General features: G+C 53.4%; 29 protein-coding genes. All 29 read left to right on the top strand.

Going from position 1 to position 15,155, the window contains the following annotated elements:
• Window positions 1-23 precede the first annotated feature (23 nt).
• Complete coding sequence (locus GSF27_RS17475) at window positions 24-758, top strand: efflux RND transporter periplasmic adaptor subunit (protein ID WP_160971361.1); 735 nt, start codon at window positions 24-26, stop codon at window positions 756-758.
• A gap of 194 nt (window positions 759-952) precedes the next feature.
• The gene (rpsJ, locus tag GSF27_RS17470) at window positions 953-1,264 is read left to right on the top strand and encodes a 30S ribosomal protein S10 (protein ID WP_111643375.1); all 312 of its coding nucleotides are present in this window, start codon (window positions 953-955) and stop codon (window positions 1,262-1,264) included.
• Window positions 1,265-1,400: 136 nt separating this feature from the next.
• Entirely contained in the window at window positions 1,401-2,042 is a 642-nt protein-coding gene (rplC, locus tag GSF27_RS17465) for a 50S ribosomal protein L3 (RefSeq protein WP_160971360.1), read from the top strand.
• A 17-nt stretch (window positions 2,043-2,059) separates the two neighbouring features.
• Complete coding sequence (gene rplD, locus GSF27_RS17460; protein ID WP_160971359.1) at window positions 2,060-2,674, top strand: 50S ribosomal protein L4; 615 nt, start codon at window positions 2,060-2,062, stop codon at window positions 2,672-2,674.
• Window positions 2,671-2,967: a 50S ribosomal protein L23 gene (rplW, locus tag GSF27_RS17455; protein WP_160971358.1), complete on the top strand. Its 297-nt coding sequence runs from the start codon at window positions 2,671-2,673 to the stop codon at window positions 2,965-2,967. Before rplD ends, rplW begins: the two co-directional genes overlap by 4 nt.
• Before the next feature lie 13 nt (window positions 2,968-2,980).
• The gene (gene rplB / locus GSF27_RS17450; RefSeq protein WP_160971357.1) at window positions 2,981-3,808 is read left to right on the top strand and encodes a 50S ribosomal protein L2; all 828 of its coding nucleotides are present in this window, start codon (window positions 2,981-2,983) and stop codon (window positions 3,806-3,808) included.
• Window positions 3,809-3,844: 36 nt separating this feature from the next.
• Window positions 3,845-4,123: a 30S ribosomal protein S19 gene (gene rpsS, locus GSF27_RS17445; protein WP_160971356.1), complete on the top strand. Its 279-nt coding sequence runs from the start codon at window positions 3,845-3,847 to the stop codon at window positions 4,121-4,123.
• Window positions 4,124-4,135: 12 nt separating this feature from the next.
• Window positions 4,136-4,468, top strand: coding sequence for a 50S ribosomal protein L22 (gene rplV, locus GSF27_RS17440; protein WP_160971355.1), 333 nt, complete (start codon window positions 4,136-4,138; stop codon window positions 4,466-4,468).
• Window positions 4,469-4,480: 12 nt separating this feature from the next.
• Window positions 4,481-5,158: a 30S ribosomal protein S3 gene (rpsC, locus tag GSF27_RS17435; protein ID WP_160971354.1), complete on the top strand. Its 678-nt coding sequence runs from the start codon at window positions 4,481-4,483 to the stop codon at window positions 5,156-5,158.
• Between the two features lie 12 nt (window positions 5,159-5,170).
• On the top strand, window positions 5,171-5,584 hold the full coding sequence (gene rplP, locus GSF27_RS17430) for a 50S ribosomal protein L16 (RefSeq protein WP_160971353.1): 414 nt from the start codon (window positions 5,171-5,173) through the stop codon (window positions 5,582-5,584).
• Window positions 5,584-5,775 (top strand): 50S ribosomal protein L29, encoded by a 192-nt coding sequence (gene rpmC, locus GSF27_RS17425; protein WP_160971352.1) that lies wholly within the window; start codon window positions 5,584-5,586, stop codon window positions 5,773-5,775. The genes rplP and rpmC overlap by 1 nt, the downstream gene beginning before the upstream one ends.
• 1 nt (window position 5,776) lies before the next feature.
• Window positions 5,777-6,037: a 30S ribosomal protein S17 gene (gene rpsQ, locus GSF27_RS17420; protein WP_160971351.1), complete on the top strand. Its 261-nt coding sequence runs from the start codon at window positions 5,777-5,779 to the stop codon at window positions 6,035-6,037.
• A gap of 36 nt (window positions 6,038-6,073) precedes the next feature.
• Complete coding sequence (rplN, locus tag GSF27_RS17415) at window positions 6,074-6,442, top strand: 50S ribosomal protein L14 (protein WP_160971350.1); 369 nt, start codon at window positions 6,074-6,076, stop codon at window positions 6,440-6,442.
• Window positions 6,443-6,468: 26 nt separating this feature from the next.
• Window positions 6,469-6,786, top strand: a complete 318-nt coding sequence (rplX, locus tag GSF27_RS17410; protein ID WP_160971349.1) for a 50S ribosomal protein L24 — start codon at window positions 6,469-6,471, stop codon at window positions 6,784-6,786.
• A gap of 65 nt (window positions 6,787-6,851) precedes the next feature.
• Window positions 6,852-7,391, top strand: a complete 540-nt coding sequence (gene rplE / locus GSF27_RS17405; protein WP_160971348.1) for a 50S ribosomal protein L5 — start codon at window positions 6,852-6,854, stop codon at window positions 7,389-7,391.
• Between the two features lie 11 nt (window positions 7,392-7,402).
• On the top strand, window positions 7,403-7,708 hold the full coding sequence (gene rpsN, locus GSF27_RS17400; RefSeq protein WP_160971347.1) for a 30S ribosomal protein S14: 306 nt from the start codon (window positions 7,403-7,405) through the stop codon (window positions 7,706-7,708).
• Between the two features lie 30 nt (window positions 7,709-7,738).
• Window positions 7,739-8,131, top strand: coding sequence for a 30S ribosomal protein S8 (gene rpsH / locus GSF27_RS17395; RefSeq protein ID WP_160971346.1), 393 nt, complete (start codon window positions 7,739-7,741; stop codon window positions 8,129-8,131).
• A 48-nt stretch (window positions 8,132-8,179) separates the two neighbouring features.
• Window positions 8,180-8,713, top strand: coding sequence for a 50S ribosomal protein L6 (gene rplF, locus GSF27_RS17390; protein WP_160971345.1), 534 nt, complete (start codon window positions 8,180-8,182; stop codon window positions 8,711-8,713).
• A gap of 10 nt (window positions 8,714-8,723) precedes the next feature.
• Entirely contained in the window at window positions 8,724-9,074 is a 351-nt protein-coding gene (gene rplR / locus GSF27_RS17385; RefSeq protein WP_160971344.1) for a 50S ribosomal protein L18, read from the top strand.
• 10 nt (window positions 9,075-9,084) lie between these two features.
• On the top strand, window positions 9,085-9,594 hold the full coding sequence (rpsE, locus tag GSF27_RS17380) for a 30S ribosomal protein S5 (protein ID WP_160971343.1): 510 nt from the start codon (window positions 9,085-9,087) through the stop codon (window positions 9,592-9,594).
• 71 nt (window positions 9,595-9,665) lie between these two features.
• Window positions 9,666-9,851 (top strand): 50S ribosomal protein L30, encoded by a 186-nt coding sequence (gene rpmD / locus GSF27_RS17375; RefSeq protein WP_160971342.1) that lies wholly within the window; start codon window positions 9,666-9,668, stop codon window positions 9,849-9,851.
• A gap of 1 nt (window position 9,852) precedes the next feature.
• Entirely contained in the window at window positions 9,853-10,287 is a 435-nt protein-coding gene (gene rplO, locus GSF27_RS17370; protein ID WP_160971341.1) for a 50S ribosomal protein L15, read from the top strand.
• A gap of 90 nt (window positions 10,288-10,377) precedes the next feature.
• A complete protein-coding gene (gene secY / locus GSF27_RS17365; protein ID WP_160971340.1) occupies window positions 10,378-11,703 on the top strand; it encodes a preprotein translocase subunit SecY in 1,326 nt (441 codons plus the stop codon).
• 46 nt (window positions 11,704-11,749) lie between these two features.
• On the top strand, window positions 11,750-11,866 hold the full coding sequence (gene rpmJ, locus GSF27_RS17360; protein WP_160971339.1) for a 50S ribosomal protein L36: 117 nt from the start codon (window positions 11,750-11,752) through the stop codon (window positions 11,864-11,866).
• A gap of 242 nt (window positions 11,867-12,108) precedes the next feature.
• Window positions 12,109-12,465, top strand: a complete 357-nt coding sequence (rpsM, locus tag GSF27_RS17355; RefSeq protein ID WP_160971338.1) for a 30S ribosomal protein S13 — start codon at window positions 12,109-12,111, stop codon at window positions 12,463-12,465.
• A gap of 54 nt (window positions 12,466-12,519) precedes the next feature.
• Window positions 12,520-12,909 (top strand): 30S ribosomal protein S11, encoded by a 390-nt coding sequence (rpsK, locus tag GSF27_RS17350; RefSeq protein WP_160971337.1) that lies wholly within the window; start codon window positions 12,520-12,522, stop codon window positions 12,907-12,909.
• Between the two features lie 13 nt (window positions 12,910-12,922).
• A complete protein-coding gene (gene rpsD, locus GSF27_RS17345) occupies window positions 12,923-13,543 on the top strand; it encodes a 30S ribosomal protein S4 (protein ID WP_160971336.1) in 621 nt (206 codons plus the stop codon).
• Between the two features lie 26 nt (window positions 13,544-13,569).
• Entirely contained in the window at window positions 13,570-14,568 is a 999-nt protein-coding gene (gene rpoA / locus GSF27_RS17340) for a DNA-directed RNA polymerase subunit alpha (protein WP_160971335.1), read from the top strand.
• A 138-nt stretch (window positions 14,569-14,706) separates the two neighbouring features.
• Window positions 14,707-15,093 (top strand): 50S ribosomal protein L17, encoded by a 387-nt coding sequence (rplQ, locus tag GSF27_RS17335; protein ID WP_160971334.1) that lies wholly within the window; start codon window positions 14,707-14,709, stop codon window positions 15,091-15,093.
• Window positions 15,094-15,155: the final 62 nt, after the last annotated feature.

Here is a 15,155-nt window from a genome sequence, read left to right as displayed (position 1 = left end):
AAGGAAGATTTGTGGGGGCGGGATTGAATAAGTGGATCGGTTGGCTGGTGACCGCGACGGCGCTGTGGAGCGCAGCAGCGGTGGCCCAGGAGGTGGAATACCTGCCAGCCGTGGGCTGCATTATTGAGCCCAGCGTGCGGGTGGCGGTGTCGAGCCCGGTGGAGGGTGTGCTGGAGAAGCGCCCCCTGCGCCTGGGTGACGCCGTCAAAAAGGGCGACCCGCTCTTCTCCCTGCGTTCCGATGTGGAGCAGGCCTCCGTGGAGCTGGCGAGGATCCGCTCGGAGTTTGCCCTGCGCCACTACCAGCGCAACGAGGACATGTATCAGGAGGAGTTGATCTCCATCCACGAGCGGGATGAATTCCAGACCGAGTACCAGGTGGCAGTCAAAGAGTACCAGCAGGCCCAGGCGATACTGGCGCTGCGTTCGGTTAAAAGTCCCATTAACGGAGTGGTGGTGGACTACTTTGCCGAAGCCGGGGAGTTTGTCACCAGTGAGCCGGTGATGGTGGTGGCCACCCTCGATCCCCTCAAGGTAGAGGTGGTGATGCCCTACAGCTCGGTTGGCAGTGTACCTGACAAGGCCCAACTGATGGTCTACCCGTCGGCGCCGGTGGGCGGCGCCTACCCGGCGAAGGTGACCCTGATCGACCCCATTATTGACGCCGCCAGCGGTACCTACCGCATTCGTGCCAATATCCCCAATCCCCGCCGCCAGCTGCCCGCTGGCATCGAGTGCCGCGTGGCACTCAGCTCCTGATCCGACCCCCCGTCCCGCGGGGGGAAGCCGTCGCTGCAACGGGTTAAATATTATTCAAAATAGTGGTTGACTCTGCTTGGTCGCGTCATTAGAATTCCGCTTCCTATTTTGGGCGTCATGTCTGGAGTGGGAGTGTGTAGGATCGCAATTAAACGCGGTTCTGGTTCTTTATAGATTTTTGGAGTTTGGTTCACATGCAGAATCAACGCATTCGGATTCGCCTTAAGGCTTTCGATCATAAGCTCATCGACACTTCTACCCAGGAGATCGTTGAGACCGCTAAGCGTACAGGCGCCCAGGTGCGCGGCCCAATCCCGCTGCCGACTCGCAAAGAGCGTTTCACCGTTCTGATCTCCCCGCACGTTAACAAAGACGCGCGTGATCAGTATGAAATCCGCACACATAAGCGTTTGCTTGACATTGTTGAGCCGACTGAAAAGACCGTTGATGCCCTGATGAAGCTGGATTTGGCTGCAGGCGTAGAGGTTCAGATCAGTCTCGGCTGATCTGCAGAAGGTCCTCAGTAAGAAAATCAAGTTTTACATACAATTTGTGCCGATGCCCGGGTAACCGGGTTGTGTAACGCTCTGAAATGGGCGGCCATAGCGGGTAAAAGCCCCGTACACTGAGAGGTTTAAAGAAATGACTATTGGTATAGTCGGTCGTAAGAGCGGTATGACCCGTATCTTCACCGAAGAAGGTGTTTCCCTTCCTGTATCTGTGATTGAGGTTGAGCCCAATCGCATCACTCAGGTTAAGAGCGGAGAAACCGATGGTTACAATGCTGTGCAGGTAACTGTTGGCTCTCGTCGCGCCTCCCGTGTGACCAAGTCTCAAGCTGGTCATTTTGCCAAAGCAAACACCGAAGCCGGTCGCGGCGTTTGGGAATTGCGCAACAACGAAGGCGAAGCTTTCGAAGTTGGTGGTGAAATTACTGTTGCTGCATTCGAGGCTGGTCAATTCGTCGATGTAACCGGTACCTCCAAAGGTAAAGGTTTCGCCGGTGCTATCAAGCGCTGGAACTTCAGCATGCAAGACGCTACTCACGGTAACTCTCTGTCTCACCGTGCTCCCGGTTCTATTGGTCAGTGTCAAACTCCAGGTCGTGTGTTCAAGGGCAAGAAAATGTCCGGCCACATGGGTGCCGAGCGTGTGACTGTCCAGAATCTGGAAATCGTACGTGTAGACGTCGAACGTAATCTGTTGCTGGTTAAAGGTGCCATCCCTGGTGCTCCAGGTGGTGACGTATTCGTTCGTCCAGCAGTTAAGAAACGTAGCGCGTAAGTCCGAGGGTTTCGACGATGGATTTGAATATTGCAACTCCCGAAGGCGCCAAAGGTACAGTTTCTGTATCCGAAGTGACTTTCGGCAAAGAGTTTAATCAAGACCTGGTTCACCAGGCGGTAACTGCCTACCTGGCAGGTGCTCGTCAGGGTACCAAGGCACAAAAAACCCGTTCAGAAGTATCTGGCGGTGGTAAGAAGCCATGGCGTCAGAAGGGCACTGGCCGTGCTCGTGCTGGTACCATTCGCAGCCCAATCTGGCGCACCGGTGGTGTGACCTTTGCTGCCAAGCCACGCAACCACGATCAGAAGCTGAACAAGAAAATGTATCGTGCAGCGCTGCGTTGCATTCTGTCTGAGCTGAATCGTCAGGAGCGTCTGGTTGTTGTTGAGTCTTTTGATATCGACGCGCCAAAGACCAAAGCTCTGGTTCAGCAGCTGGCTCAATACGATCTGAAAGATGCTCTGATTGTGTCTGAGAACGTAAGCGAAAACCTGTACCTGGCTTCACGCAACCTGCACAAGGTTGACGTACGTGATGTTCAGGGTGTTGATCCGGTTAGTCTGATCCGCTTTGACAAGGTTGTTGTGACTGTCGCTGCTCTGAAGAAATTTGAGGAGATGCTGGGATGAGTCAAGAACGCCTTTACAAAGTGCTGCTGGGTCCAGTGATTTCTGAGAAAGCAGCGATGGCCGGCGATGCCGCCAATCAAGTGGTTTTCAAAGTGCTGCGTAATGCTGCCAAGCAGGAAGTCAAAGCCGCAGTAGAAAAGCTTTTTAACGTTAAAGTTGAAAGCGTGCGTACTCTGGTTGTCAAGGGCAAGACCAAGCGTACCAAGCATGGTATGGGTCAGCGCAGCGACTGGAAAAAAGCTTACGTACGTCTGGCTGAAGGTCAAGAAATTGACTTTTCAGTAGCGGAATAAGGGGATAGTTGCGATGCCTATTGTAAAACGTAAACCAACTTCTCCGGGTCGCCGCTTTGTCGTCAGCGTTGTACACGCTGATCTGCACAAAGGTGCGCCACATGCGCCGCTGCTGGAGAAGAAATCCAAGTCCGGTGGTCGTAACAACAATGGCCGTATTACCACTCGTCATGTGGGTGGCGGTCATAAGCAACACTACCGTGTTATTGATTTCAAGCGTAATAAGGACGGCATTCCTGCGAAGGTTGAGCGTCTGGAATACGATCCAAACCGCAGCGCTAACATCGCTCTGGTTTGCTACCTGGATGGTGAGCGCCGCTACATCATTGCCCCTAAGGGCGTGAAAGCCGGTGATCAGCTCCAATCTGGTGAAGATGCACCAATTAAAGTGGGTAACACCCTGCCAATCCGTAACATTCCGGTTGGTAGCGTAATTCACTGCGTTGAGCTGAAGCCTGGTAAGGGTGCGCAAATCGCGCGTTCCGCCGGTACTTCCGTTCAGTTGGTGGCGCGTGATGGCCAATATGCGACCCTGCGTCTGCGTAGCGGCGAAATGCGCAAAGTACTCAGTGAGTGTCGTGCAACTCTGGGCGAAGTGTCCAACAGTGAGCACAACCTGCGTTCCCTGGGTAAGGCTGGTGCTTCTCGTTGGCGCGGTGTGCGTCCGACTGTTCGCGGTGTCGCGATGAACCCTGTTGACCACCCACACGGTGGTGGTGAGGGTCGTACTTCTGGTGGCCGTCATCCGGTATCACCATGGGGTACACCTACTAAGGGTGCCAAGACTCGTAAGAACAAGCGCACCGATAAGATGATTGTTCGCCGTCGCGGCAAGAAATAAGCGACTGGCTAAACACTAGCTGAAGAGGAAAGAGCAGTGCCACGTTCACTGAAAAAAGGTCCTTTCATCGATCTTCATCTCCTGAAGAAGATCGAAACAGCGATCGAAAGCAATGACCGTCGTCCGATCAAGACCTGGTCTCGTCGCTCGATGATCATGCCCGAAATGGTTGGCCTGACAATCGCTGTGCACAACGGACGTCAACATGTTCCAGTTCTGGTCAACGAAGAGATGATCGGGCACAAACTGGGCGAGTTTGCAGCTACCCGTAACTATCGCGGCCACGTTGCAGACAAGAAAGCCAAGAAGCGCTAAGAGGTTTTAACGATGGAAGTAGCAGCAAAATTACGCGGTGCTCAGCTGTCGGCACAAAAAGCGCGTCTGGTAGCTGATCAGATTCGTGGTAAACACGTTGAAGAGGCTCTGGACATCCTGGCTTTCAGCACCAAGAAAGGTGCCGCGATTGTCAAGAAAGTGCTTGAGTCTGCTATTGCAAACGCAGAGCACAACGAAGGCGCTGATGTAGATGAGTTGAAAGTATCCACAATTTTTGTGGATGAAGGCCTGACCATGAAGCGGATCAAGCCTCGCGCTAAAGGACGTGCGGATCGCATTTTCAAGCGCACTTGTCACATCACCGTTAAAGTAGCCGATCAGTAAGAGACAGACGTTATGGGTCAGAAAGTACATCCGACAGGTATTCGTCTGGGCATCGTTAAAAAGCATACCTCTACCTGGTATGCCGGTAGCGATGAATACGCAGACAAGCTCTACACCGACCTGACTGTACGTAAGTACATTGAAAAGCAGCTGGCGCACGCGTCAGTAAGTCGTGTAGACATCGAGCGTCCGGCCAACACCGCACGCATTACCATCCACACTGCCCGTCCAGGCATCGTGATTGGTAAGAAAGGTGAAGATGTGGAAAAACTGCGCGCTGAAATCAGCAAGCAGATGGGTGTTCCCGTCCACATCAACATCGAAGAAATCCGCAAACCTGATCTGGATGCGGCTCTGGTAGCACAAAGCGTAGCTCAGCAGCTTGAGCGTCGTGTAATGTTCCGCCGTGCTATGAAGCGCGCAGTGCAAAATGCAATGCGCCAGGGCGCTGAAGGTATCAAGATTCAGGTAAGTGGCCGACTGGGTGGCGCTGAGATTGCGCGCACTGAGTGGTACCGCGAAGGCCGTGTGCCTCTGCATACCCTGCGTGCCGACATCGACTACGCCACTGCTGAAGGTCTCACCACCTACGGCATCATCGGCGTGAAAGTATGGATCTTCAAAGGCGAAATTATCGGCGGCATCGAAGCCGTTGAAGACAAGCCCAAGAAGAAAAAAGGCTCTAAGTAAGGGGTACGCAACATGCTGCAACCGAAGCGTACAAAGTTTCGTAAGCAACAGAAAGGCCGTAACCGCGGTCTGGCCCAACGTGGCTCCAAGGTTAGCTTTGGCGAATACGCACTGAAATCCGTTTCTCGTGGCCGTATCACGGCTCGTCAGATCGAAGCGGCTCGTCGTGCGATGACTCGTCACATTAAGCGTGGTGGTAAAATCTGGATCCGTGTGTTCCCGGATAAGCCAATCACCAGCAAGCCTCTGGAAGTTCGTCAGGGTAAAGGTAAGGGTAACGTTGAATACTGGGTATGCCAGATTCAGCCAGGTAAGGTTCTTTATGAAATGGAAGGTGTTTCTGAAGAACTGGCGCGTGAAGCGTTCGCACTGGCTGCCGCCAAGTTGCCTGTAAATACAACTTTCGTGAAACGTTCGGTGATGTGATGAAAGCTACAGAACTCCGCGAAAAATCTGTTGAAGAGCTGAATGCTGAGTTGCTGAAGCAGCTGGAAGAGCAGTTCAAACTGCGCATGCAGGCTTCCACTGGACAGCTGAATCAGACTCACCTCGTCAAACAGGCGCGTCGCGATATCGCTCGTATTAAAACAGTGCTGAATCAGAAGGCAGGTGAATGACATGACAGACAAGTTGGTACGTCAGGTAACCGGCAAAGTCGTAAGCGACAAGATGGATAAAACCGTCACTGTCCTGATCGAACGCCGTGTTAAGCACCCGATCTATGGTAAGTACGTCAGTAAATCATCCAAGCTGAAAGCTCATGACGAAAACAATGAGTGCAAGGCCGGCGATGTAGTCACTATTGAAGAGACTCGTCCGCTGTCTAAGTCTAAGTCTTGGACCTTGGTAAAAATTGAAGAGCGCGCCGCTGAGATCTGAGGATCCCAGGCGTTCTAAGAGTTTCGGAGACGGACGATGATTCAAGCGCAATCATACTTGGATGTGGCAGACAACAGTGGTGCCCGTCGCGTAATGTGCATCAAAGTGCTCGGCGGTTCACATCGTCGTTACGCTGCCGTTGGTGACATTATCAAAGTTACCGTAAAGGAAGCGATTCCTCGCGGTAAAGTGAAAAAAGGTCAGGTAATGAAGGCCGTGGTTGTGCGCACCAAAAAAGGTGTGCGTCGCCAGGATGGTTCTCTGATCAAGTTCGATGACAATGCCGCGGTATTGCTGAATAGCCAGGAAGCCCCTGTAGGTACTCGTATCTTTGGCCCTGTTACCCGCGAGCTGCGTGGCGAGAAATTCATGAAGATCATCTCTTTGGCCCCAGAAGTACTGTAAGCCGGAAGAGAGTTGAGGACAGGGTTATGCGTAAGATCAAACGTGATGACGAAGTGATTGTGATCGCAGGTCGCGATAAAGGTAAGCGCGGTAAAGTAGTGAAAGTGCTTACTGACGATCGCTTGATCGTGTCTGGTGTTCACATGATCAAAAAACACCAAAAACCAAACCCGCAAATGGGTGTGGCCGGCGGAATCGTGGAGAAAGAAGCTCCGATTCAGGTTTCCAATGTTGCTCTCTTTAACAGTGCAACCGGTAAAGCTGATCGTGTTGGTTTCAAAGTCCTCGAAGACGGCACCAAAGTGCGAGTTTTCAAATCCAACGGCGAGGCCGTTGACGCGTAATTTTAAGTGCTCACTCACTTATTTAATTACGCAGTGTTAACGGTAAAAGCAGACGGTAATTAAAAATGGCTAAGTTGAAAGAACTTTACCAAAGCGACATCCAGGCAAAGCTGAAAGAAGAGCTGAAGCTGGAAAACGTGATGGAAGTGCCTAAGATCACCAAGATCACCGTAAATATGGGTGTTGGTGAGGCAATCGGAGACAAGAAGGTCCTGGAAGCTGCGGTTAGTGATCTGGAAAGAATCACTGGTCAAAAAGCAGTTATCACCAAGGCTCGCAAGTCTATCGCTGGTTTCAAAGTGCGTGAAGGTTGGCCTATCGGTGCCAAAGTCACCCTGCGTTCCGACCGTATGTACGAGTTCCTGGAGCGTCTGATCAGCATCGCGATTCCACGTATTCGCGACTTCCGCGGCATCAGCCCCAAGCAGTTCGATGGTCGTGGTAACTTCTCCATGGGTGTGACTGAGCAGATTATTTTCCCGGAAATTGAGTACGACAAAGTCGACAAGCTCCGCGGTCTGGATATCTGTATCACCACTACTGCTCGTAGCAACGAAGAAGGTCTGGCGCTGTTGAAGGCGTTTGACTTCCCGTTTAAAGGCTGAGGATAGGGATCATGGCTAAGAAATCTATGATTGCGCGCGAAACCAAGCGTGCTAATGCAGTTGCCAAGTACGCTGCCAAGCGTCAGGAACTGAAGGCTATCATTGCCAATCCGGAGTCCTCTGAAGAGCAGGTCTGGGAAGCTCAGATCAAGCTGCAGAAGTTGCCACGTGATGCCAGCCCAGTGCGTCAGCAGCGTCGCTGCCGTATCACTGGTCGTCCGCACGCGGTGTACCGTAAGTTCGGCCTGTGCCGTAACAAGCTGCGTGAAGCAGCTATGCGCGGCGATGTACCAGGTCTGGTCAAGGCCAGCTGGTAAGCAGACGGCAGAAATTAGGAGCATAGACTTATGAGTATGCAAGATCCGTTGGCAGATATGCTGACCCGCATCCGCAACGCGCAGCAAGTAGGCAAGTTTGAAGTGGCGATGCCTTCTTCCAAGCTGAAAGTGAATGTTGCCCGCGTTCTGAAAGACGAAGGTTACATTGTTGATTTCGCAGTGAGCGAGGACGTTCAGCCTCAGTTGAACATTGAGCTGAAGTACTTCGAAGGCAAGCCTGTTATTGAAGAGCTTGACCGTGTAAGCCGTCCTGGCCTGCGTAGCTACGCTGGTAAAGACGCCCTGCCTTCCGTTCGCGGTGGTCTGGGAATCGCAATTGTCTCCACCAGTAAAGGTGTAATGACTGACCGTGCCGCACGCGCCCAGGGCGTTGGCGGTGAGGTTCTCTGCACCGTATTTTAATTTAGCCGCCCGCAAGGGCGGTTGTTTAAGTTTTAACGGGAATTCGTTATGTCACGAGTTGCAAATAGTCCGGTTGAAGTACCAGCTGGTGTAACTGTAACCCTGAATGGTCAGGAACTTACAGTTAAAGGCAGCAACGGTACATTGGCCCACACCATCCACGGCAGTGTAGAAGTTGCTCAAAACGACAACGCTCTGAACTTTGCTGCCCGCGATGGCGCCAAGCAGTCCCGCGCATTGGCAGGCACCACCCGTGCCCTGGTAAACAACATGGTAGTCGGCGTGTCTCAAGGTTTTGAGCGCAAGCTGCAGCTGCAAGGTGTTGGTTATCGTGCTAAGGCCGCAGGAAACACTGTAGACCTGACTCTGGGTTTCTCCCACCCGGTTGTTTATGACCTGCCAGAAGGTGTAACCGCCGAGACCCCAAGTCAGACTGAGATCGTACTGAAGAGCGCCGACAAGCAGCTCCTCGGTCAGGTAGCGGCCGATATTCGTGCCGTGCGTCCGCCAGAGCCTTACAAGGGCAAGGGTGTACGTTACTCTGACGAGCAAGTACGTCGTAAAGAAGCTAAGAAGAAGTAAGGGCTAGGTCATGAACGATAAAAAATTGTCTCGTTTGCGCCGCGCTCGCCGTGCTCGCGCCAAGATGAGTGAGCAGGGTGTGACCCGTCTGTGCGTTAACCGCACTCCGCGTCATATCTACGCTCAGGTAATCGCACCGGAAGGTAACAAGGTTCTGGCCCAGGCTTCTACGCTGGACAAGGAGCTGCGCGACGGCAAGACCGGTAACAAAGAAGCCGCACAAGCTGTTGGTAAGCTGATCGCCGAGCGCGCCAAGGCCGCTGGTGTAACTCAGGTTGCTTTCGATCGCAGCGGCTACAAGTACCACGGCCGTGTTCAGGCGCTGGCTGATGCCGCCCGTGAAGCTGGTTTGGAATTCTAAAGGTTGAGTTATGGCTTTTAACAAGAAAGAAGAACGTAACGACGAAGGCTTCCAGGAGAAGCTGGTTCAGGTTAACCGCGTTGCCAAGACTGTTAAAGGTGGCCGTATCTTTACCTTTACAGCTCTGACTGTCATTGGTGATGGTAATGGTCGCGTTGGTTTCGGCCGCGGTAAAGCCCGCGAAGTACCAGCCGCTATCCAGAAAGCTATGGAAGCTGCTCGTCGCAACATGATCCAGGTTGAACTGAACGGTGACACCATTCAGTACCCAACCAAAGGTCGTCACGGCGGCTCCAAAGTATTTATGCAACCCGCTTCTCAGGGTACCGGTGTAATTGCCGGCGGTGCCATGCGCTCCGTATTTGAGATGGCTGGCGTGCAGAACGTACTGGCGAAGTGCTACGGTTCCACCAACCCCGTAAACGTGGTTCGTGCGACCTTCCAGGCACTGAAAGAGATGGCATCTCCGGAATCCGTAGCTGCCAAGCGTGGCAAAAGCGTTGAAGAAATTCTGAACTGATGGCGCCGGGCTGCTGAATGGCAGCCCGCTCCTGACGGAATTTCCGGCACTGAATAGAGTTGGATAGGACCATGGCTAAGAAAATGATTAAGGTGACTCAGGTTAAAAGCACCGCTGGTCGCCTGAAGAACCATCAAGCCTGCGTCGCTGGTCTCGGACTGCGCCGCATTGGCCACTCTGTGGAAGTAGAAGATACTCCATCAGTACGTGGCATGATCAACAAAGTAAATTATCTGGTTAAGGTAGAGGGAGAGTAAGATGCGTCTGAATACTCTGAGTCCTGCGCCTGGCCGCACTCACAGCAAGAAGCGCCTCGGTCGTGGTATCGGTAGCGGTCTGGGTAAAACCGGTGGTCGCGGTCACAAAGGTCTGAAGTCTCGTTCCGGCGGTAGTGTTAAGCCTGGTTTCGAGGGTGGTCAGATGCCTCTGCAGAAGCGTCTGCCAAAGTTTGGTTTCACTTCCCGCATTGGTCGTGTGACTGCTGAAGTGCGCCTGGCTGAGCTGAACGCCGTAGAAGGTGATGTAGTCGATCTGGACGCTCTGAAGCGTGCCGATATTGTGAATATCAATATCAAGCGCGCCAAGATCTTCCTGTCTGGCGAACTGACCAAAGCCGTTACCGTAAAAGGTCTGGCTGTTACCAAAGGCGCTAAAGCTGCCATCGAAGCAGCTGGCGGCAAAGTCGAAGAATAAGCGAAGTAACGAGTGGCGGTGGCGAGCTGTCAGTGTTATAACACTGCGCTCGCCATTGGCGACTCGTAACTTGCAATTAGAGACTTGATTATGGCTTCCGCAGGAAATCTGCCAGTAGGAAACCAGAAAGGACTGGGCGAGCTTTGGGCTCGCCTTCGTTTTCTGTTTTTAGCGATTGTGGTTTACCGCGTTGGTACCCACATTCCAGTACCCGGTATCGATCCGGATCGCGTTGCTGCACTGTTCAACCAGAACCAGGGCACCATTCTCGGTCTGTTTAACATGTTTTCAGGTGGTGCGCTGGAGCGCATGAGTATCCTGGCCCTGGGCATCATGCCCTACATTTCGGCCTCGATCATCATGCAGCTGATGTCTGCAGTTGTGCCGTCCCTGGAGCAGCTCAAGAAAGAAGGGGATGCCGGTCGTCGCAAGATCAACCAGTACACCCGCTACCTGACAGTGGCGCTTGCGCTGGTGCAGGGCACCGGTATGACCGTGGGATTCTCAGGTCAGGCCTACATGACTGGCTTCAGCTTCTATTTCGTGGCTGTCAGTTCCCTGGTGACAGGTGCTGTGTTCATGATGTGGCTGGGTGAGCAGGTCACCGAGCGTGGTATCGGTAACGGCATCTCGATGCTGATCTTTGCCGGTATTGTTGCGGGTCTGCCCAGTGCTATCGGTCAGGCCTTTGAAAGTGCCCGTCAGGGTGATTTGCACATCCTGCTGTTGTTGGGTGTGGCTTTCCTGGCTGTAGCTGTTATTTGGCTGGTGGTACGGATGGAGCGCGGTCAGCGTCGCATCACCGTGAACTATGCCAAGCGTCAGCAGGGTCGCAAGATGTTTGCTGCACAGTCCAGCCATCTGCCCCTGAAGGTGAATATGGCGGGTGTGATCCCTGCTATTTTTGCCAGCAGCATCCTGCTGTTCCCGGCCTCCGTGGCGCAGTGGTTCGGTCAGGGTGGTGAAGGTCTCGGCAGCGAGATCCTGCAGGAGGTCGCTCTGGCGATCGGCCCGGGTCAGCCGCTGAACTTCATCCTGTTTGCGGCATTGATCGTGTTCTTCTGCTTCTTCTATACGGCGTTGATGTTCAACCCTAACGAAGTGGCGGATAACCTGAAAAAGTCCGGCGCGTATATCCCTGGTATTCGCCCCGGCGAGCAGTCGGCGAAATACATCGACAATGTTCTGACCCGTCTTACTGTTGTTGGCGCGGTTTACATTGCGGCGGTCTGCCTGCTGCCCCAGTTCCTGGTAGTGGCGACTAACGTGCCATTTTACCTGGGCGGGACCTCACTGCTCATCGTGGTAGTGGTTGTCATGGATTTCATGGCGCAGGTGCAGTCACACTTGATGTCTCATCAATATGACTCGCTGATGAAAAAAGCTAACCTCAAGGGGTATGGTTCGGCGCGATAATGGTGTATTATCCGCCGCCGCTGAATTTTAGAAGGTGTTGTAAAACATGAAAGTTCGTGCATCTGTTAAGAAAATTTGCCGCAGCTGCAAAGTTGTGCGTCGCAAAGGTGTTCTGCGGGTAATCTGCAGCTCCGAGCCACGCCACAAGCAGCGTCAAGGCTAAGACCTCTGACTGGCGCTTCGGCGCTGGCATGAGGATCGGTGGGGGTTCTGAAATGGAGCCCCAGCCCCTGGCTCCGCAATCCGGGAGCTGGAAATAGGGGGCGCTGACTGTCGCCAGGGGGGAAACCCTCTGGCTATTGCTTTTTGGGTGTATTGTCGCTATCCTTCGCGCCTTTTCCTGGCGTTGGGGTGGCGTTTTGCGCCGTCAGTGCCACAAATTGAGTTATACGTGGAGTAATCTGAATGGCCCGTATTGCTGGTGTAAACATACCAGATAACAAACATGCCGTTATCTCCCTGACCTATGTCTATGGGATTGGTCGCACTACTGCGAAGCAAATTTGTGCCTCTGCTGGCATCGCTGAAACTATCAAGATCAGCGAGCTGAGCGACGAGCAAATGGACGCAGTGCGTAACGAAGTGGCGAAAGTCTCCGTTGAGGGTGATCTGCGCCGTGAAGTTTCCATGAGCATCAAGCGTCTGATGGATCTGGGCTGCTACCGCGGCCTGCGTCATCGTCGCAGCCTGCCTGCTCGTGGCCAGCGTTCCAAGACGAATGCACGTACCCGTAAGGGCCCGCGCAAGCCAATCAAGAAGTAAGTTAACGCCACTACAGCGTTAGCTTTTACTGGATAAAGGTTAGGAAGAGTTGCTATGGCAAAGCCAAGTAAAACTACTAAGAAAAAAGTTAAAAAGACGGTTGTCGATGGTGTTGCACACATCCACGCCTCTTTTAACAACACGATCGTGACTATCACTGATCGTCAGGGGAACACCCTGTCCTGGGCCACTTCCGGTGGTTCCGGCTTTCGCGGTTCCCGTAAGTCTACCCCGTTCGCGGCCCAGGTGGCGGCTGAGCGCGCCGGTGAAGCAGCTAAAGAGTACGGTCTGAAGAACCTGGACGTAGAAGTTAAAGGTCCTGGCCCGGGTCGTGAGTCTGCGGTTCGCGCTCTGAACAATGTTGGTTACAAGATTACCAACATCACCGACGTCACGCCGATTCCACACAACGGCTGTCGTCCGCCGAAGAAACGTCGCGTATAAGGGGGCTTAGACAATGGCACGTTATATTGGACCAACTTGTAAGCTGTCACGCCGTGAAGGAACTGATCTGTTCCTGAAATCCGGTGCTCGTCCGCTGGATTCCAAGTGTAAGGTTGAAAATGCTCCTGGTCAGCACGGCGTTCGTCGTGGTCGTCTGTCTGACTATGGTGTACAGCTGCGTGAGAAGCAGAAAGTTCGTCGTACCTACGGCGTACTGGAAAAGCAATTCCGCGGTTATTACAAAGAAGCGGCCCGCCGCAAGGGTGCAACCGGTGAAAACCTGCTGCAACTGCTGGAGTGTCGTCTGGACAACGTGGTTTACCGCATGGGCTTTGGCGCTACCCGCGCAGAATCCCGTCAGCTGGTTTCCCACAAAGCGATCTCTGTTAATGGCCAGACCGTTAACATCCCATCCTTCCAGGTGAAGGCCGGTGATGTAGTGGCTGTGCGTGAGAAGTCCAAGAACCAACTGCGTATCGCTCAGGCGTTGGCGTATGCTTCTCAGCGCGCCGATGTTGAGTGGGTTTCTGTGAACAACGACAAGAAAGAAGGTACTTTCACTCGTGTTCCGGACCGCGCCGACTTGCCAGCCGAGATCAACGAAAACCTCATCGTTGAGCTCTACTCCAAGTAAGGGACTTAATCACTAAAGGTGTGACTATGCAGAGTGCTGTAAACGAGTTTTTGACCCCGCGTCATATTGACGTTACCGAAAACGGCCCAACGCGCGCCAAAGTGGTCCTCGAGCCGCTGGAGCGTGGGTTTGGTCATACTCTCGGTAACGCACTGCGTCGGATTCTCCTCTCTTCCATGCCCGGCTGTGCCGTGACCGAAGTGGAGATCGACGGTGTATTGCACGAGTACAGTGCTATTGAAGGTGTGCAGGAAGACGTTATCGAAATCCTGCTCAACCTGAAAGGCGTAGCGGTTGTTATGCACGGTAAGGACCAGGCAGTCCTGACCCTGAGCAAAAAAGGCCCAGGTGTTGTTACTGCCGGCGATATCCAGGTTGATCACGAAGTAGAGATCAAGAATCCTGAGCATGTTATCGCCAACATCACTGGTGATGTTGATCTGAACATGCGTCTCACCGTTGCTCGCGGCCGCGGCTACCAGCCTGCGGATGCGCGTCGCAACGACGAAGACGAGACCCGTGCTATCGGCCGTCTGCAGCTCGATGCGTCTTTCTCCCCGGTCAAGCGTCTGGCTTACCAGGTAGAGAGCGCCCGTGTTGAGCAGCGCACCGACCTGGACAAGCTGATTCTCGACCTGGAAACCAACGGTACTATCGATCCTGAAGAGGCGATCCGCCGCGCTGCTACTATCCTGCAGCAGCAGCTGGCTGTATTCGTCGACCTTGAGGGCGAGAAAGAGTCCGTACCAGAAGAGAAAGAAGAGGCCATCGATCCTGTTCTGCTGCGTCCGGTAGATGATCTTGAGTTGACTGTTCGTTCAGCCAACTGTCTGAAAGCAGAAAACATCTACTACATTGGTGACCTGATCCAGCGCACCGAAGTAGAGCTGCTGAAGACCCCGAACCTTGGCAAAAAGTCTCTTACCGAGATCAAGGACATCCTCGCTTCCCGCGGTCTGTCCCTCGGTATGCGTCTGGAGAACTGGCCACCTGCCAGCATCGCCAGCGACGACAAGTTAGCGTAAGTGTATTGAATGCCGCCGCTTGGCGCTGAGTCCCGACTCGGTTGTTGAAGCGAACAGTGCCCGGCGGTGGTTGTTAATTGGTGCTACTGAGAACTTTGTGAAAAGTGCCCGGTAGCCGGTTTCGAAGGATTTAGAGTTATGCGTCATCGTCACAGTGGCCGTCAACTGAATCGTAACAGCTCACACCGTAAGGCCATGTTCAAGAACATGACCATCTCTCTGGTTGAGCATGAGCTGATCAAAACTACTTTGGCCAAAGCAAAAGAGCTGCGTATGGTAGCTGAGCCTATTATTACCCTGTCCAAGAACGACAGCGTCGCGAATCGTCGTCTGGCGTTCAGCCGTCTGGGTAGCAAGCAGGCTGTAGGTAAACTGTTCAACGAGCTGGGCCCCCGTTACCAGGGTCGTCCAGGCGGCTACGTTCGCATCCTCAAGTGCGGTTACCGCGCTGGCGACAAAGCCCCTATGGCTTACGTTGAGCTGGTAGACCGTCCAGCAGTAGCAGAGGCTGTTGAAGAGGATTAATTCCTCCCAACCGCTGATGTGCGAAAAAGGCGTCCCCCGGGACGCCTTTTTTGTTTTCCAGG

This window comes from Pseudomaricurvus sp. HS19, assembly GCF_009857815.1.
GTDB lineage: Bacteria > Pseudomonadota > Gammaproteobacteria > Pseudomonadales > Cellvibrionaceae > Pseudomaricurvus.
The sequence above is the reverse complement of the archived record's forward strand: the minus strand, read 5'-3'. Positions and strand labels throughout refer to the sequence as shown.